Below are 18,692 nucleotides of genomic sequence, written 5' to 3'. Positions count from 1 at the left end.
GCATTAAAAAAAAACCAATACTACTTTAAAACGTAGTGTTGGTTTTTCTTTTTAAACGTAATCAATTGTAAGACTAAAGTTTAGTCAATTAGTATCTCTAAAATCTTAATTGCAGCATCACTAATTTTAGTTCCAGGTCCAAAAACAGCAACTGCTCCAGCATCAAATAAATATTGGTAATCTTGCTTTGGGATGACGCCTCCAACGATGACCATAATGTCTTCGCGATCATAGTTTTTTAGTTCATCTATTACTTGAGGAACTAATGTCTTATGTCCTGCAGCTAAAGAAGATACACCTAAAATATGCACGTCATTTTCTACGGCTTGTTTGGCTGCTTCTTTAGGTGTTTGAAAGAGTGGTCCGATATCAACATCAAAGCCAACATCGGCATAGCCAGTAGCCACAACTTTGGCGCCTCTGTCATGACCATCTTGTCCCATTTTGGCAATCATAATACGAGGTCTTCGGCCATCTTGCTCAGCAAATACATCTGCTAATGCTCTCGCTTTCTGGAAACTTTTGTCGTCTTTAATTTCTTTACTATACACGCCTGAAAATGATTTAATTTGAGCTTTATATCTGCCAAACACAACTTCTAAAGCATCACTAATTTCTCCCAAAGTGGCTCTGTTACGAGCAGCTTCTACTGCTAAAGCTAATAAATTTTCTTTACCTGTTTTAGCAGCTTCAGTTAATTTGTTAAGAGAAGCTTCAACTACTTTAGTGTTTCTAGTGGCTTTAATGTGTTCTAAGCGCTTAATTTGTCCGTTTCTAACTGTCTGGTTATCTACTTCTAAAGTAGAGATAGGATCTTCTTCTTCTAGGCGATATTTATTGACGCCAACAATAATATCTTGATTAGAATCGATTCTGGCTTGCTTGCGAGCTGCAGCTTCCTCAATTCTCAATTTAGGTATTCCAGCTTCAATAGCTTTTGTCATGCCACCAAGTTCTTCGACTTCTTCAATAAGTGTCCAGGCTTTTTGAGCGATATCATGGGTTAGTTTTTCTACGTAATAACTTCCAGCCCAAGGGTCAACGGTTTTTGTGATGTGTGTTTCTTCTTGTAAAAATATTTGAGTGTTACGTGCAATCCTAGCTGAAAAGTCAGTAGGTAATGCTATCGCTTCGTCTAATGCATTGGTGTGCAAACTTTGAGTACCACCAAAGGCAGCAGCAGCAGCTTCAATAGTTGTACGAGCCACATTATTAAAAGGATCTTGTTCGGTTAAACTCCAACCAGACGTTTGACAATGGGTTCTTAAGGCTAACGACTTTTGATTTTTAGGATTAAACTGACTGACAATTTTAGCCCATAACATTCTAGCAGCTCGCATTTTAGCGATTTCCATAAAATGGTTCATGCCAATGGCCCAAAAGAAAGACAGGCGAGGCGCGAAGGTGTCGATGTCCATGCCTGCTTCCAATCCTTTTTTGATGTATTCTAATCCGTCTGCTAAGGTGTATGCTAATTCAATATCACAAGTGGCTCCAGCTTCTTGCATGTGGTAACCAGAAATACTGATGCTGTTGTATTTTGGCATGTTCTTGCTCGAATATTCAAAGATATCAGAAATGATTTTCATTGATGGTGTAGGCGGATAGATGTAGGTATTTCGTACCATAAACTCTTTCAGGATGTCATTTTGAATCGTGCCAGCCAATTGTTCGGGTTTCACACCTTGTTCTTCAGCGGCAACAATATAAAAAGCTAAAATTGGTAACACAGCACCATTCATGGTCATAGACACCGACATTTTATCTAATGGAATTTGGTCGAAGAGGATTTTCATGTCTTCAACACTGTCAATAGCTACGCCAGCTTTACCAACATCACCAACCACGCGTTCATGATCTGAATCGTAACCTCTGTGTGTGGCTAAATCGAAAGCTACAGACAATCCTTTTTGTCCAGCGGCAAGATTGCGTCTGTAAAAGGCGTTACTGTCTTCAGCAGTTGAGAATCCAGCGTATTGCCTGATTGTCCATGGTCTTCGGACATACATCGTAGAATATGGTCCACGAAGGTTAGGAGTTATGCCAGCGACAAAGTTTAAATGTTCTAGGTTTTCAATGTCTGCTTTAGAATAGGTTGATTTGATATCAATATCTTCGGCAGTATGGAAAACACCTTCAGAGTTATCTGTTTTAAGATTAGACGCTTGGTCTAGTTTGATATGTTGAATGTTTTTTCTTTTCATTTGAATAGATTTAATCGTCTAGTCATGACTATGTCCAGCATGCGGATCATTCTCTTCTTTATATTTGGTGTCAACAGGATTTGTCTCTTTTATTGATAAATCTACATTAGATAGCTTTGAGTAGTAAAGCTCAAGTGCGACAAAGGTCGCTAGGTATTTATCGGTATTAAGTCTGCTGCTTTTAGCTATAAGTACATCTTTAAGCATTCTCATATTCATGCTATTTGTGCTAAGCAAAGCATTATAGGTGGCTTTAATATCTTCGTCCTTAATGTTAGCGCCTATGCAGCTATATATGTCATGATTATAATTGGGCAAAAGTTGATTGTTTTTTTCATTCCATAAGCCTTCAACATTTTTGAGTGCTTCAAAAACATCTAGTGAGTGTTGATTTGAAATGCTATTATAATTAACGGTGTTGGTTGTGCTTTCTTTTAGAAACAAGCGGTAGGCATAACTTAAATTCGGGTTTTTGTTTGCGTAATTTTCGGTTAAATTATATTCAAAATTATAGATGGCTTCGTTAAACAATTCTGAAGATTCAATGTCGCAATTAATGAGAACTGGCTTGTCGGAAAACTTAAGAATTAATTCTGGTTGTGGTTCTTGGCAATTGACAAAAATCAAACCTATTACAAGATAGATGTATCGTGTTTTCATTATAGAATATTTATTTTTTTTCTTCTTCTAATCTTTTGGCGTCCAATGTATTTGATAATCTTTTTTCAACTATTGGTTCAATTATGGTTTTGACTGGATTCCTCTTTAAGAATGGATATAATTCTATTTCATGATGCATTATGTCTTCTTTATTAGGATGCTTATTTGTACCTAATAATACAATATTACCTTCATCAAATTGCACTTGTTCTTTTGAAGCACTCTCTTTAATTTTTCTTTGAATTGTGCCTTCTTTGAGTTGAGATAAAAGTCCTCCATTAGTTTCAATATCTTTAAATAGCTCTAAGGCCTTTTCAGAAATTTGAGACGTTAATGATTCAATATAGTAAGCGCCATCAGCAGGATTATTTACTGTATTGAAATAGCTTTCATTTTTTAGAATGAGAAGTTGATTACGCGCAATACGTTCACTAAACTCATTGTCTTTATGATACACTGCGTCGTATGCGAGGTTATTTACTGTATTTGCTCCTCCAAGCACTGAACTCATGCATTCTGTTGTGGTACGAAGCAAATTCGTGTTATAGTCGTAAATGGTTTTATTCCGTTTTGAAGGTGAAGCAAAAATGTGACATTCTGAATTAACTCCATATGCTGATGCTAAACTAGCCCAAAGACCTCTTAATGCTCTGAGTTTTGCAATTTCAAAAAAGTAGTTTGTACCGACAGACACATTAAAAACAACTTGTAACTGTTGTTTAGAATCTTTATCAAAAATCTCATCAAAGTAATTTAAATACTCGTTTACGTGAGCTAGAGCATATCCTAATTGTTGAATAATATTTGCACCTGCATTTTGATAAAGTGATACATTAACGCTTAATGTTTTGGTTTCACGAACAATAGATTCGAAATTTTTGTGGTCGTCTTTAAGGTTTGAAAACCAATTCCCAGATGTCGCAAGTTTTCCAATAATATCAGTATTGATATAAATGGAAGTACTTTGTTTTTTATAATTGCTTATTTGATTTACATATTCAGGCGATAGAAACTGTAATTCAAAGTAAACACTAATCTTTGATAGGTCTAAATTTTGAAGAAGTGCTTCAATAGAAACTTCTTGATTTGGAATAATAAATTTTATAGCTTCTGCTCCTCTTAAAGTAACATCAATGGCTTTAGCATTTGATTTTGCGACATGAGCTACAAAAATAGTTTGACATATATTGAATTTTGTGACTTCGGAAGCTGAGACCTCTGGAAGTTGATCAAATTCGTCCCTATGGTAAAAAGGTTTTACGTCAATACCTTCATTAGTTTGCCATATTAGCGAATCGTTGTAGTCAGCACCTTTAAGGTCGACTTGTATCTTTTGTTTCCATTGTTTTGAAGAAACTTCAGAAAACTGATCAAATAGAGTTTTACTCATCGTTTGTCTTCGTTTTTAAGCTGTCTTGGTATTCAATGATATAAATGTCCTCATTGTCTTTTTTCATGTAATATTTTTCGCGAGCCAATTTTTCAATACCATCTTCTGTACTTAGTCCTTTTATGGCCTTTTCGTCTTTTTCTATCTCCTTGTTGTAATATTCTTTTTCATCTTCTAAATCAGTAATGTCTTCGTTTAATTCATGGTGAATCATTAATGAATTAGAATCTATAAACAGCATCCATACGGCGAATACTATAAAGATGATGACAAATATGTTTTTGAGATATTTAAGCATTAATTCAGTTTTTCGTTAATAATGGTCTTCACAATATCAACTGCAACAGTATTGTATTTATTGTTTGGTATAATAATATCAGCATATTCTTTCATTGGTTCTATAAACTGCTGATGCATAGGTTTTAATGTGTTTTGATATCTGGATAATACTTCGTCTATATCTCGTCCACGTTCTGAAATATCTCTTTTTAATCGTCTTATCAAACGTTCATCACTATCAGCATGTACAAAGATTTTAATATCAAACATTTCCCTAAGTTCGGGATTTGTTAAAATCAAAATACCTTCAACTATCATTACTTTTCGAGGTAAGGTGTTTACGGTATCACCAGTTCTGTTGTGTTTTACAAAAGAATAAACAGGTTGATTGATAGCTTGTCCTTGTCTAAGGTCTTTTAAATGTGTTTCTAATAATTCAAAATCAATAGATCTTGGATGGTCAAAATTAATTTTAACACGTTCATCATAACCTAAATGTGAAGTGTCTTTATAATAAGAATCTTGAGAAATAATTCCAACTTCACCTTCAGGAAGTTCATTTAATATTTGATTCACTACTGTGGTTTTTCCACATCCAGTTCCACCTGCAATACCTATGATGAGCATAATTTAGTTTTAAATTGTATCTACAAATTTAATTATTTAAAGGCAGTTTATTGTTGAATTTTTGAAACTTCTTTTTAGTTATAAATAATGCGCATTTGATTCCACAACTATTAGGAATGTAGTACACAAAATCTTCTCTATAATCCATCCTTTGTTTCAATTTAAGATTTGGATTAATACCTGTCTTATTTATTTACTTTTTTATGAGTTTAACAATGCCTAAGTTTTCAATTCCAACATAGATGAATCCATCTGGACCTTGATTAATAGATCTAACACGACCTAAACCATCTAATAAGCGTTCTTCTTTTACGACTTTACCATTTTTGATATAACAATTATCTAAATATTGAAATTTAAGCGAGCCAATTAAAAGATTGCCTTTCCAATCGCTGTATTTGTCACTAGAAATAAATGCCATACCACTTGGTGCAATGGACGGATCCCAATAATGTATCGGTTGTTCCATTCCTTCTTTTTTAGTTATGTCTGTAAATTTGGTTCCTACATAGTTGATACCATAACTGATGATCGGCCAACCATAATTTTTACCTGCTTTAATAATGTTTATTTCATCACCACCTCTTGGACCATGTTCATGTGTCCAAATTTCTCTAGTCTCTGGATTTATAGTCATGCCTTGGGGATTTCGATGACCATAAGAATAAATGGCTTCTTTGACGTTCTTTTCATTATTAAATGGATTGTCATTTGGAATTCGCCCATCATCATGTAAACGATATACTTTTCCGCCATCGCGAGTAATGTCTTGAGGATTCATATCCCGATTTCCACGTTCACCAATAGTAAAATATAAATAACCTGCATCATCAAAAACAATTCTTGAGCCAAAATGCTGACCTTTTGTTGTATTTGGAGTCGCTTTATATAATACTTGTTTTTCAATTAGTGAATTGTCTTTAAGTTTAGCTCTCATTAAAGCAGTGTGACCTCCTTTGTCTGTTCCTTCGGAAGATGCATAGGTGAAATAGATCCAACCATTTTCAGAATAATTTGGATGTAAAACAATATCTAAGAGACCTCCTTGCCCACGATTGTAAACATCAGGAACATTTTTAATTTCGATTTTTTTATTGTTTTTAAAGTGAATGATTCGTCCTTCTTTTTCAGTTATAAGCATAGAATTATCTGGTAGAAATGTAAATCCCCATGGTATACTTAGGTCATTTACAACCAACTCGTAGGTGTGTTTTGTGTTTACAGGATTTTTATCTTGAGCACAGGCAAAAACGGTGAAAAGAACTATCAGCACCAAGATTTTTTTCTCAAATTTCATAAAAACAACTTTTGAGTTTAAATTTAATAATAAAATGTATCAGTTTTTAAAGAAAAGGTATATATTTGCACTCGCATTTTAGGAAGATTATTTATTTCTTTTTAAAATCTAGATAACCAACGGAGTGTAGCGTAGCCCGGTTATCGCGCCGCGTTTGGGACGCGGAGGTCGCAGGTTCGAATCCTGCCACTCCGACAAAAAAAGCTGAACATTTGTTCAGCTTTTTTTATTCTATCACTTTAGTTATTCTATCCGTTTATAATTTTCAGAATAAATCCGATTACCTTCTTCATCAATTTCTATTTGACTAAATGTGTTTTCAGTTAAATCGATTTCATAAATAAACTCTTTCTTTTCTTGAATAATTTTACTCATCATTTCTGAGCCGTAATCTAAAACTTCAGTGAGTGTATTGTCGCTAAGACTGTAAGAACCATAACCGAACCATTCCGTAGAATCAGTTGGTACATTCTTACTCCACATCACTTTTGATGATGTGTACATTTTTACTTGTCTATAGCCTTCGCTTGTATTAAAGGAATCTTTTATTTTGTTATTATTATAATTGTAAAAACCAATAAGCTCCCAGGTTCCCTCAAGCGAGTCAATAGTTTCGACTTCAATAATGTTGTTTACATCATTTTTAACTTCTTCAGTTGTTGTCTCAGTTTTACAAGAAACCAAAACAAGTGCAATGCAAAACATATAAATTAGAGCTTTCATGTAGAGAAGAATTTAGTGGTTACATTTAAATTTACGAAAAAATCAACATATATATTATTGTTAGGCTTTATTTTTCTATTGATAAAGCCAATAATTATATAATAACTGTTGATAACTTCTATGTAAGGTTTCTGTCAAAATATCTACTTTTGTTTTAGTAAAATGAAATAAAATATGTCAGATACAATTGAACACGTAAAATGCCTAATTATCGGGTCAGGACCAGCAGGATATACTGCTGCCATATATGCTGCAAGAGCAAACATGCATCCAGTTTTGTACCAAGGAACACAACCAGGAGGACAATTAACAACGACTAATGACGTTGAGAATTTCCCAGGTTATCCTGATGGCGTTACTGGACCAGAAATGATGATACAATTACAGAATCAAGCTACTCGTTTTGGGTCAGATGTTCGTGATGGTTGGATTACTAAAGTAGATTTCTCGGGAGATGTACATAAAGTATGGGTAAACGAAACCAAAGAAATTCATTGTGAAACAGTGATTATTTCAACAGGAGCTTCTGCTAAATATTTAGGTTTAGATTCTGAGCAAAAGTATTTAAAGCTTGGTGGAGGCGTTTCAGCTTGCGCAGTTTGTGATGGCTTTTTCTATCGCAACCAAGAAGTTGTATTAGTTGGTGCTGGTGATTCTGCTGCAGAAGAAGCACATTATTTATCAAAGCTTTGTAAAAAAGTAACAATGCTAGTCAGAAGAGATGAGTTTAGAGCATCTCAAATTATGCAAGCAAGAGTTAAGAATACTGAAAACATTGAAATCCTTTTTAATACTGAAACTGAGGAAGTTTTAGGGGATGGACAAGTGGTTACAGGAGTTCGTGTTGTTAATAATCAAACTAAAGAAAAACACGATATACCAGCAACAGGATTTTTTGTTGCTATTGGTCATAAACCTAATACAGATATCTTTAAAGGATTTTTAGATTTAGATGAAACAGGATATATCATTAACAGTGAGCCTGGAACTTCAAAGACAAATATTGAAGGTGTATTCGTTTCTGGCGATGCTGCAGATCATGTTTATAGACAAGCGATTACTGCTGCTGGAACAGGTTGCATGGCAGCTTTAGATGCCGAACGATATTTAGCTGCTAAAGATTCAAGTTTTGAAGTAAGTACATCTAATTATAATTAAGAAGGACAAAAACGAAAAAAAGCGCCTAAAGTAAATTTACTTTAGGCGCTTTTTTATTGTACTGAAAAATGTATTTATAAAGTTTCAGGAAGCGTATAAGTTCTTCCCTTGTTTTGTTCTTTTAGATACACCATTAAAGGATTAAAATATTCTAACATAGGTTTAGCACTCATTTCACTACCAACACTTTCTTTAAGTAGCTCTCTCCAATCGTTATTTGCTCCAGTTTCTAAAACACCTCTTAAAAATGATCCGACTTCTTTACTTCCAAAATAGTTGGTTGCATGAGGATCTTGTTTTAAGATGTTTTTTGATATATGATCATGAAATTGAAATAATAAAATATAAGACACGGCATAATCATAGTATTGAGCGGCATCGTTGTTAATGTGCGTTTTTGATGCAGCATCACAAAATTCTTCTCCACGATCTGAAGGAGGAACCATTCCTTGATACTTCTTAGCTAATTCCCACCATTTCTTATTGAATTCATCTTTAGGTAAATTCTCAGCATATAAAGCATTTTCAAATTCTGTCATTACACCAGCAGAGAAAGGTAGAAATACGATGTTACTTAATGCTTCTTTTAAAAGATTTTGAGTTTCATCAATTTCGGCATCAGCATCTACTAAGCCTTTACCAGCTAAAAATGGTTTCTGCATGGCAGCAAATCCTAATAAACTTCCAATAGCTTCATGGTAACCTCTGTTAGCACCTTCACGTAGTAATGGTGGAACATTAGGATTAGTATAAGCTTGGTAATAATAAATATGACCTAATTCATGGTGAATTGTTTCGTAGTAATCTGCATTTGGCTCAACACTCATTAAACAACGTAAGTCATTTTCTAAATTCATGTGCCAAGCAGATGCATGGTTGTTCTTTTTATAAGCAGCATCAGCAGCTAATGGATACATGCTTGATTTTTCATAGAAACTTGCTGGAAGTGGATCAAAACCAATACTCTTATAGAAATTCTCACCTTCTTTTACAATCCATTCAGGATCTTTATCGGCTAAAACACCATCAATATCTAATCCTTCAACACTTACTAGTGAACTCCAATCTTGTCCCCAACGATTCGGTAGCCAATGTGCTGGAAGATATTCTGGCACATCTGCATTGAATTTCTTTGCAAGTTCATGTCTTGCCCAAGTATGTAATTCTCTGTATAATGGCCAAACTTCTTTTACCATTTTATTCATTTCATCACGCATTTCTTGACGTGACATTCCGTAGCTTGATACTTGGTATGAGAAATAGTCATCGTAACCTAAAGCACCTACTGTTTCATTACGAAGTTTTCTTAAGTTTTCTAGACCATCTTTAAGGCCTATTCCAACGTTTTTAGAGGCTTCCCAATTCGTTAAACGTTCAGCTTCATCATTAGATTCTCTTAAAATTTTATCGATATCTCCTGTCGTTACTGAAGTTCCGTTAACTTGAAAATCGTAACCAAAAAGTGCTTCATTTTGAGCATTTTCAGCAGTGATTCGCTCTTTTACTAGATCTGAAACTGTTTCAGGATTATTAGCAGCAGCATATAATATGGTATTTAATTGTCTTACTTGAACGATATCTAAGTCGTCTTTGCTTTTAAGAAACTCACGAGTTTTTTCTATAACATCTGTACTTCCCGTAAAGGTGGCTAAAGCTTCATTTGCTTTTTGTACGTTATAAGCATTAGTTGTATCTCCAGCAACAATTCTGGTATTTGCATCCCATTCTGCTAGTGCAGAATCATAGTATAATTTGGTAAATGACGCCGTGTATTCGTCTAAAAATGTTTGAACATCTTCTTTTGAAGCAGAAGCAGTTTTTACAGTCTTAGCGTCTTTTTTACAAGAGAACACAGTAATTAGAACGGCCATTAATAAGATTGTTTTCTTCATCTTAATTTTGTTTGAGTTAAAGTTAGTTGTTATAGTGATTATTGGATTATTTTTCCTTTTTCTGAAGTTTAGCAGTATCCGTAAACCTATTGATTGTGATTTTTGGATTAGCAAATAAGTAAATTTCGCTAGCTCCTGAAGCTTCGATAATAACAGATTCGGTTACTTCAATATACGCATCAGTTGCAAATTCACAAATAGCAGTACAGGTTTTTGCAGTAAAGTTTTTACCATTAAATTGCGCATTGTTATCAGATATTAAAAGCAGATTATCAGTTGTTCCTTCTATATCTACATTCGCACGTTGATATAAATCTACTTTTGTTTCTTTAGAATTAACAAGAGCATCTAATTTACAGTTATCACTCAATTCAATTCTAGTTTTTGTCGCAATAACGTTAAGTTTTACTTTTGCTTTATCTAAACTTGTGAAATTAAAACTATTAGCTTTTATATTTAGATATGCTCTTGAAGAACCTGTTGTTTTTAAAGTAGCATCACCAAGTTCTAAAGAAGTTAATGATCTTATTTCTGCATTTTCATGAGTTTCAATATGTGAAAAGCCGTCACTATAATTGACTTTGATGCTCATTTTCTTTTTTGATCTAATCTCTTTGTTTGTTCTAAATGTTAGAACACTATCAACAACTTCAACTGTAATGTATTCATGAAGATTGTCATCAGTTTCAATTTCTACTGAAGGTCTGCTGTTATAATACAGTTCAACTTCAAAATCTTCGCCCACAACAATAGTATTAAATGCATCTACATACGTTTGTTTAATTGTTACATTTCTATCGCCTTTTACTTTATCATCATCTTGTGAGAAACCAACGGAACCATAGGTTAAAGTAATTAATAGAAATAAGGTAATCTTTTTCATTCTTATAAGTTAAGTGTTATAACAAATATAAAACAAAAACCATCCCAAACTCGAAACTGAGCTTGAAATGGTTTAAAAAAACAAGTTGATTAGTTGGTTGTTAGACTGTTATCGTTTTCTTATACTGCCAGAAGGACCGTCGTTTTTTTCTACTTTCTCCGGATTTCCATAATATTTGATATCGCCTCCACTGTTTGCGTGTGCTGTTAATTCTTTTGAAGTATTAACAGTGATATCTGCGCCACTATTTGCTTCTGCTATTGTTTTTATAGCTTTAAGTTTCGCTGCTTTAATATCACTACCACTAGAAGCATCTGCTCTAAATGTATTAGTTGATCCTGATAGTTTTATGTCACTTCCACTAGAAGATTCACAAATTAAGCTTTCAACTTCAACTTCAAGTTCTACATCACTTCCGCTAGAGGTAGAAATTTTAAGTTCATCACCAGAAATGACATTAGTTGAAATTAAGTCACTTCCGCTAGATGCAGAGATTCTGTCTATGTTTTTAAAGTTGACCATTATTTTTTTAGAAGCTGCAGAACCGATGTTTTCATCAGCATAGATACTTAAAACACCATTTTCTACTTCAACTACAATGATTTCCTGTAAGTTTTCATCGGCTTGAACTCTGATGCTTTCAGTGTCACCTTGTGTTAGATATACATCTAATCCTCTGCTAACTTCTATAGCGTTAAAGTCGCCATTTATTTCTCTGTCTGTTGTAGTTACGTCTCCATTTCCTTTAACTCCGAGATTTAAATCGAAGTTACAAGATGTAAGTAATACACCTAAAAGTGCTGTTACAATAATTTTTGTTAGTGTTGTCATGATTGGTTTGTTTATTTGTTTTGATTGATTGATGATTCAAATATTCCAATTTTAAAGAGGTTTTCAAAACTGAAATACCTGAACTGTTGCTTTATGGTTCTGAATTGTTAATTATCGTCTGATGTGATTTCAATTCCATCTTCACCAATGTTAACTTTTACATTTACTGATTCTGCATTTACACCATCTTCGTCTATAGTTAACCTACTGCCTTCTGTTTTGATTTCAATACCATCTTCATCTATTTTGAGTCCAGTTTCGTCATCTTCAATATCTACTTTTAATTTGAACTCTTCGTCGATAGGGCAGTCTAAGCATTTTATTCCACCATTAGTGATTTCTAAATAATGTTCTTCCATTCCGTTATCAAGAATATCATTATAATAAGAAGAATTTCTATGATACGAATATGTATTATCTTCAGCATAAAGGATAGTGCCTTCTGGTAAATAAAGAATAGTTTCAACTTCTTGATCTCTAAATTTATTTTCAAAAGCTGTAGTTAAATAACCATCTAACTCAAGTCTTTTGCCTGAAAGATTATAGTTGTATATAACTTCTTGTGCTCTCAATTTAGCTTCTTTATAATTTATGCCTTCAGCCGTTTTTTCGATGCTTATTGAAGCTATAGAATCTTTGCTTGAGCGCACTATTAATCTTACATCTGTAGAATAAATAATTTTGTTATCATTAGCATCATATACTGGCCTGAATATATCACTATGTCTACCAAATTGTTTGCTATATAGACTATTCCCAACTACTGCAAGCGTTAAAGTGTCATTAGCTTTTATATTGAGTTGCTCTTTGTTAGTAACAGTAGCATCATAAGCATGTTCACTCACTTGTCTTACACCTATAACGATGCTTCCAATTATAGCCATAAGCCATAAACCTAAAAGTGTGAATTTTGCGACATTACCAATTGACTTTAAGTTGTTAATTAGAATTTTCAATCCTAAATAAAACACAAAGAAGAAAGGTACTCCTACAGCAAATAAGGTAATAAGCGAGATTAACCAAACTGGTGTATTTGCTGCATTTGCTGCTTCAAAAATATCAAGTCCTGGGAAATGAATAATATCTATTGCACCTAAACTCAAGCAAAATATTATAAGTGAGATTAATGTAGCTGCTCCAACAATTATCAAAAGAATGCCGATGAACTTCGCAAATACTTTAAAGAAAAACATAATGATATCACCAATAGTGTCAAAAAACGTTTTGGATGATGATTTGATTCTCTGTCCTTGCTTAGGTAAATCTACATTTTTGACTGTATCTGTTACTGTTTGTGAGACACTATCAAAACCGTCTTTAATTTTTTTTTCGATGTTTGTAATGTTAACAGGTTTGCCTGTCATGGTTATTTTTTCTGAAGTTGTTTTTGCTTCAGGAACTAAAATCCATAAAAGGATATATAGTAACACACCAGTTCCAGCACCAAAGATTAATACAATCCAGATTAAACGAATCCATATTGGGTCAAGCCCAAAATAATGAGCTAATCCAGAAGATACACCACCTATATACGAGTTGTCTGTATCGCGATAGAATTTTTTTGAAGGTCTTGAACTTGAACTTCTTTGATAAGAAGTTTTTGGCTCGTCTTCAAAGATTTCATCATCAACCAAATAGTCTTCTGGTTGTCCCATAATTGAGATAACGTCATCAACTTCTTTGATTCGAATAACTTGCTTTTCGTTTTGAACACGTTCACTAAATAATTCAGCTATACGATTCTCTATATCTGATATAATTTCTGATTGACCTTGAGAGTCTGTAAATGAACGTTTTATAGCCTCAAGATAGCGCTGTAATTTTAAGTATGCATCTTCATCAATGTGGAAGAATATACCTGCTAAATTTATGTTGACTGTCTTATTCATTATTTTTTTATTTTTTGTCTGGTTACTAGGTTAACTGCATTTTGTAATTCGGTCCATGTGCCATTAAGTTCTTTTAAAAACAATTGACCTGTTTCTGTAAGACCATAATATTTTCTTGGTGGTCCTGAGGTGGATTCTTCCCAACGATAATTGAGTAATCCTGCATTTTTAAGCCTTGTTAATAGCGGGTAAATTGTCCCTTCTACTACAAGCAATTTTGCGTCTTTGAGAGTGCCTAAAATTTCTGCAACATAAGCATCTTCATCTTTTAAGACCGATAATATGCAGTACTCGAGTACACCTTTTCGCATTTGCGCTTTTGTGTTTTCTATTTTCATAAGTGTTTTCTAAAGTTTTTTAAAGGTCTAATGCAGTTCGCATTTAAGACATTTAGATCGTTTAACAATAAGTGTGATGATGCTCGTGTCATACTTTAATGGGATTAAATTTTAATAAACTGTTCATTTTTTGATTGATGATTGATGTTTTTTGATTTTATTTTAAAAAATCTATAGTTAATGGATAATGATAAACTTCTCCATCTCTTGCTTTTAAACTTGCGATTACTATAAATACGAGTTCAAGGATGAATCCTAGAATTGCTAGAACTCCTAATCCACCACCAATATATAATAGAGGTGAAGGTTCTGAAATATTGAGATGAATTCCATCAAATGGATCAATATCAATAAAGTCGAATGAACTAAAAAGGTTAAAAAAGAAAAACGGTACAGAAAGTAAACCTAAAACAAGAGCATAAAGTAATATGCTTATTTGAAAGTTTATGGCTTGCTTGCCGTGATTATCTACAAATGCAGATTTTTCTTTGTTTGCCATCCATAATACGATTGGTCCTATAAAATTTCCAAACGGAATAATAAACCTACTAAAGGTTGATAAATGGATGAATGTTGCGATATTTTTTTGGTGGTTGTCTAACATAATTTCAAAACATATAGTAATTGCTTATACAAATATATGTCTAAAAGAAGGTATTATGTTACGCATAGTACCTAAATTTAACATAAAATTAACAAATGGTAGTGTGGATTTTTTTCAATACTTTAGCTGAAACTTCCAGTAAATATGAACGTTTCACCAAGAAAACTAAATGCTTTTTTATCAATTAAACTGCCAGCAGCTTTTATCTGCGGTGTGCGCACAAAGTCTATATCAGATACTACTTGCGTTGTTTCAGTTAAGCATAGATGGATAAATCAAAACCCTTTTAACTCTATGTTTTGGGCTGTACAAGGTATGGCAGCAGAACTCACAACTGGTGCTTTGGTGATGTCTAAAGTTAAAGCTAGCGGAAATAAAATGTCTATGTTAGTCACAAGTAATAATGCCACCTATAGCAAAAAAGCGACCGGACGAATACATTTTACTTGCAACCAAGGAAAAGACATAGATGATTTAATTTCTAAAGCAATTGAAACAGGAGAAGGGCAATCTATAGTGTTAAATTCTAAAGGTGTTAATAGCGAAGGCGTGCAAGTATCTGATTTCAATTTTGAATGGAGTATTAAAGTGAGATCATAAATTATTTGTAACAAAATAGAAGTTCTTTAAACATATAAGTAATCAATTAAAAAATATAAAATTATGACATCACATGAAATAGATTACAGAATTTACGGAGAAGAAATGCAATTTGTAGAGATTGAACTTGATCCAGAAGAAGGCGTTGTTGCTGAGGCAGGAAGCTTTATGATGATGGATGATGGTATTAAAATGGAAACCATTTTTGGTGACGGTTCTCAAAAGGATTCTGGTTTTTTAGGTAAAATATTAGGAGCAGGTAAACGAATCTTAACTGGTGAGAGTTTGTTTATGACCGCATTTTACAATGATTTAACTGGTAAGCGAAATGTGTCTTTTGCATCTCCTTATCCAGGAAAAATAATACCAATAGACTTAACGGAATTTAATGGGAAGTTCATCTGCCAGAAAGATGCCTTCTTATGTGCAGCAAAAGGTGTAAGTGTTGGAATCGAATTTTCAAAAAAATTAGGTCGCGGACTTTTTGGAGGTGAAGGTTTCATTATGCAAAAACTAGAAGGCGACGGAATGGCGTTTATTCATGCTGGAGGTACCATGGCCAAAAAAGTATTACAAGCTGGAGAAACAATGAAAGTAGATACAGGTTGTCTTGTTGGTTTTACACAAGGTGTAGATTATGATATCGAATTTGTTGGAGGTATAAAAAACACAGTTTTTGGTGGTGAAGGTTTATTCTTTGCGAAATTACAAGGACCAGGAACAGTTTATATTCAATCATTACCATTTAGTAGATTGGCTGGACGCGTGTTGGCATCTGCTCCAAGAAGCGGCGGAAATAGTAAAGGAGAAGGTAGTATTCTTGGAGGTTTAGGAGATTTATTAGATGGAGATAATAGGTTTTAAGGATTCTAAATTGTAAGAAAGTTATTAAAAGGTTGCGTTTTTAACGCAACCTTTTTTATTTTTAATCATCTATAGAATATATGTTCAATCAAAACTCTAATTACATGAAATCAATTCTCTTGTCTTTTTTATTTCTATTATTAGCTTTTGATGTGAATGCGCAAAATGTTAACGTTTCTGATGCTAATTTAAAAGCATATTTGCTGCTTTCTGATGTCACTAATCAAATTGCTAGTGATATAGATGGGAACACGCTAAAAATTGATGCTAATAATGATGGAGAGATTCAGTTGACTGAAACAAACCAGGTCTCAAGATTAGTAATTGATCCAGCATCTTATGGTGTTAGTAATTTAATTTCAACACTTTCTGGATTGGAAAGTTTTTCTAACTTAACTGAGTTAGGGTTTGAAAACGTTAATGCTGGTAATAGTTTAACCATTGAGAACCTAACTAGTGTTGAGATTCTTAATCTCTCTTTTTTATACTCCCAAAATCTAGACTTAATTAACTTGATAGGTTTACAAGAATTGAGACTTTCATATGTTGGAATTGATACATTAGAATTTATAAACTGCTCTAACTTAGAAGAATTTTATTTGGAGGATAGTCTTATAGAAACATTAGATTTAAGTTTATTGGTGAATTTAAAAAATTTTGGTACTTATGGTTCCGAATTAATAGCTCTTGATTTTTATAATAATACTAGTTTAGAGAACATATCATTATATGCGACACCTGGAGTTTCTCAATTAGACTTTAGCCAAAATATAAATTTAATTGGTGTTGCATTTTATCAATGTGGAGCAATAGATGTTGATTTTTCTGTACTTTCAAATTTAGAAGGTGTTGTTATACAAGATACAAGTGTACCTATTGTTGATTTGAGTCAAAGCCCAAATTTAAGTAGTTTTAGTACATCTTTTTCACCAATTAATTTTTTGAACATAAAAAATGGTACAGAAACTAATAATGTTTCTTTATTTGGAGGTACAATAAATTACTTGTGTGCTGATGATTTTGAGGTTAGTGATTTAGACCTTTCAAATATTAATGTCGTATCCATTAACTCATACTGTACATTTGAACCAGGAGGAGATTATTACTTAGTTGAAGGAGCGAATAAAGTTGATTCTGATTTTGATGGCTGTGATACAAATGATTATTTGTATCCAAATTTAAAATTCAATATTTCTAATACCAGTTTTAATTGGACCTACTTTACGGATGCATCTGGAGATTATAGTATTCCTCTTTCTGAAGGCAATCACACTTTGGCTCCTGAATTAGAAAACCCAGATTATTTTACCGTATCTCCTAGTAGTTTTTCTGTTAACTTTCCGTCTGATACAAGTCCGTATATTCAAGATTTTTGTATCACACCAATTGGCGTTTATAACGACTTAGAAGTGATTGTTATTCCTTTAGGTTTGGCTATTCCAGGTTTTGATGCTAATTATAAAATTATTTATAAAAATAAAGGAAATATGTCCTTATCTGGCGCTGTTGAATTTGATTACAGTTTGAATTCTGATGTTGTTCAATTCTTGTCAGCCATGCCAACCAATGATAGTGAGTCAAATAATATCTTATCATGGAACTATGTAGATTTAGCGCCTTTTGAAACTAGAGAAATTTTAGTTTCGTTTAGTTTAAATACACCAACAGATCCTATTTTTCCATTAAATGATGGAGACGAATTAGGTTTCACAGGAAGTATAAATCCTTTAATTGATGATGAAACACCAAGTGATAATTCGTTTGAGTTAAAACAAACGGTTGTTAACTCCTATGATCCAAACGATATTAGATGTTTAGAAGGTGAAAAAATTACGCCTGAAGATGTTGGTAAATATGTACACTATCTCATTCGTTTTGAAAACTTAGGAACAGCAAATGCTGTAAATGTTGTCGTAAAAAGCACAATAGACGCCACAAAATTTGATATAAACACATTGGTGCCAATTGATGGAAGTCATGATTATTATACTAGAATTAATGCAACGAATGAAGTAGAATTTATATTTGAAAATATACAATTGCCTTTTGATGATGCTAATAATGATGGTTATGTCGTTTATAAAATAAGGACTGTTGATACATTAATACTTGGCGATGAATTTTCTAACCAAGCAGAGATTTATTTCGATTTTAACGCACCTGTAATAACTAATAATTATACTACAGTAGTAGCAGAAGATAATCTTAGTACTTCAGATTTTAGTTTGTCTAAAATTAAAGTATATCCAAATCCAGTAAATGATTTTTTAAACATTAAGGCTGAGTTTGCAATAGATGCTATAGGTGTTTATGATATTGAAGGACGTAAAGTATTAGAGATTCTTCAGAACAGAACGAATCAATTAGATATGAGTGCACTTAACTCTGGAATTTACTTTGTGAAAGTGTTTTCTACCTTTGGTAATGACACTTTGAAGATAATTAAGAAATAA

Annotated in this window: 17 protein-coding genes and 1 tRNA gene; 5 read left to right on the top strand and 13 right to left on the bottom strand. The window is 33.0% G+C overall.

Annotation, left to right across the window (positions count from 1 at the left end; genetic code table 11):
• Positions 1 to 80 precede the first annotated feature (80 nt).
• The 6 genes from scpA to RH81_RS01065 form a co-directional block, all read right to left on the bottom strand.
• Complete coding sequence (scpA, locus tag RH81_RS01090; protein WP_033956375.1) at positions 81 to 2,204, bottom strand: methylmalonyl-CoA mutase; 2,124 nt, start codon at positions 2,202 to 2,204, stop codon at positions 81 to 83.
• 18 nt (positions 2,205 to 2,222) lie between these two features.
• Complete coding sequence (locus RH81_RS01085) at positions 2,223 to 2,864, bottom strand: hypothetical protein (protein ID WP_033956372.1); 642 nt, start codon at positions 2,862 to 2,864, stop codon at positions 2,223 to 2,225.
• 10 nt (positions 2,865 to 2,874) lie between these two features.
• Complete coding sequence (locus tag RH81_RS01080) at positions 2,875 to 4,254, bottom strand: methylmalonyl-CoA mutase subunit beta (protein WP_033956368.1); 1,380 nt, start codon at positions 4,252 to 4,254, stop codon at positions 2,875 to 2,877.
• On the bottom strand, positions 4,247 to 4,552 hold the full coding sequence (locus RH81_RS01075; RefSeq protein WP_033956366.1) for an FtsB family cell division protein: 306 nt from the start codon (positions 4,550 to 4,552) through the stop codon (positions 4,247 to 4,249). The genes RH81_RS01080 and RH81_RS01075 overlap by 8 nt, the downstream gene beginning before the upstream one ends.
• The gene (gene udk / locus RH81_RS01070; RefSeq protein ID WP_033956365.1) at positions 4,552 to 5,160 is read right to left on the bottom strand and encodes a uridine kinase; all 609 of its coding nucleotides are present in this window, start codon (positions 5,158 to 5,160) and stop codon (positions 4,552 to 4,554) included. The genes RH81_RS01075 and udk overlap by 1 nt, the downstream gene beginning before the upstream one ends.
• 193 nt (positions 5,161 to 5,353) lie before the next feature.
• Positions 5,354 to 6,457 carry a PQQ-dependent sugar dehydrogenase gene (locus RH81_RS01065; protein ID WP_033956364.1) on the bottom strand — a complete coding sequence of 368 codons (1,104 nt, stop codon included), beginning with the start codon at positions 6,455 to 6,457 and terminating at the stop codon, positions 5,354 to 5,356.
• A gap of 120 nt (positions 6,458 to 6,577) precedes the next feature.
• On the opposite strand from RH81_RS01065, the gene RH81_RS01060 reads away from it, so the two are divergent.
• A tRNA-Pro gene (locus RH81_RS01060) sits at positions 6,578 to 6,652 on the top strand.
• Between the two features lie 48 nt (positions 6,653 to 6,700).
• Here RH81_RS01060 and RH81_RS01055 read toward each other — a convergent pair.
• A complete protein-coding gene (locus RH81_RS01055) occupies positions 6,701 to 7,180 on the bottom strand; it encodes a hypothetical protein (RefSeq protein ID WP_033956363.1) in 480 nt (159 codons plus the stop codon).
• Between the two features lie 174 nt (positions 7,181 to 7,354).
• Here RH81_RS01055 and trxB point away from each other — a divergent pair, with 174 nt between their 5' ends.
• A complete protein-coding gene (trxB, locus tag RH81_RS01050) occupies positions 7,355 to 8,338 on the top strand; it encodes a thioredoxin-disulfide reductase (protein WP_033956362.1) in 984 nt (327 codons plus the stop codon).
• A 74-nt stretch (positions 8,339 to 8,412) separates the two neighbouring features.
• Here trxB and RH81_RS01045 read toward each other — a convergent pair whose 3' ends face one another.
• The 6 genes from RH81_RS01045 to RH81_RS01020 form a co-directional block, all read right to left on the bottom strand.
• Complete coding sequence (locus RH81_RS01045) at positions 8,413 to 10,230, bottom strand: M2 family metallopeptidase (protein ID WP_033956361.1); 1,818 nt, start codon at positions 10,228 to 10,230, stop codon at positions 8,413 to 8,415.
• A gap of 46 nt (positions 10,231 to 10,276) precedes the next feature.
• The gene (locus RH81_RS01040; RefSeq protein WP_081988156.1) at positions 10,277 to 11,113 is read right to left on the bottom strand and encodes a GIN domain-containing protein; all 837 of its coding nucleotides are present in this window, start codon (positions 11,111 to 11,113) and stop codon (positions 10,277 to 10,279) included.
• Between the two features lie 108 nt (positions 11,114 to 11,221).
• A complete protein-coding gene (locus RH81_RS01035; RefSeq protein ID WP_033956360.1) occupies positions 11,222 to 11,944 on the bottom strand; it encodes a head GIN domain-containing protein in 723 nt (240 codons plus the stop codon).
• Between the two features lie 107 nt (positions 11,945 to 12,051).
• On the bottom strand, positions 12,052 to 13,833 hold the full coding sequence (locus tag RH81_RS01030; protein ID WP_033956359.1) for a PspC domain-containing protein: 1,782 nt from the start codon (positions 13,831 to 13,833) through the stop codon (positions 12,052 to 12,054).
• A complete protein-coding gene (locus RH81_RS01025; RefSeq protein WP_033956358.1) occupies positions 13,833 to 14,171 on the bottom strand; it encodes a PadR family transcriptional regulator in 339 nt (112 codons plus the stop codon). The genes RH81_RS01030 and RH81_RS01025 overlap by 1 nt, the downstream gene beginning before the upstream one ends.
• Before the next feature lie 157 nt (positions 14,172 to 14,328).
• Entirely contained in the window at positions 14,329 to 14,775 is a 447-nt protein-coding gene (locus RH81_RS01020; protein ID WP_033956357.1) for a DUF4870 domain-containing protein, read from the bottom strand.
• 144 nt (positions 14,776 to 14,919) lie between these two features.
• Between RH81_RS01020 and RH81_RS01015 the strand changes: the two genes are divergently transcribed.
• From RH81_RS01015 to RH81_RS01005, 3 genes are all read left to right on the top strand, one after another.
• Positions 14,920 to 15,375: a DUF4442 domain-containing protein gene (locus RH81_RS01015; RefSeq protein WP_033956356.1), complete on the top strand. Its 456-nt coding sequence runs from the start codon at positions 14,920 to 14,922 to the stop codon at positions 15,373 to 15,375.
• Between the two features lie 63 nt (positions 15,376 to 15,438).
• A complete protein-coding gene (locus tag RH81_RS01010; RefSeq protein ID WP_033956355.1) occupies positions 15,439 to 16,239 on the top strand; it encodes a TIGR00266 family protein in 801 nt (266 codons plus the stop codon).
• Positions 16,240 to 16,343: 104 nt separating this feature from the next.
• A complete protein-coding gene (locus tag RH81_RS01005; RefSeq protein WP_033956804.1) occupies positions 16,344 to 18,692 on the top strand; it encodes a DUF7619 domain-containing protein in 2,349 nt (782 codons plus the stop codon).

The sequence above is a fragment of the Psychroserpens jangbogonensis genome (assembly GCF_000797465.1).
GTDB classification, from domain to species: domain Bacteria; phylum Bacteroidota; class Bacteroidia; order Flavobacteriales; family Flavobacteriaceae; genus Psychroserpens; species Psychroserpens jangbogonensis.
This window is presented reverse-complemented; position numbering and strand designations above follow the sequence as displayed.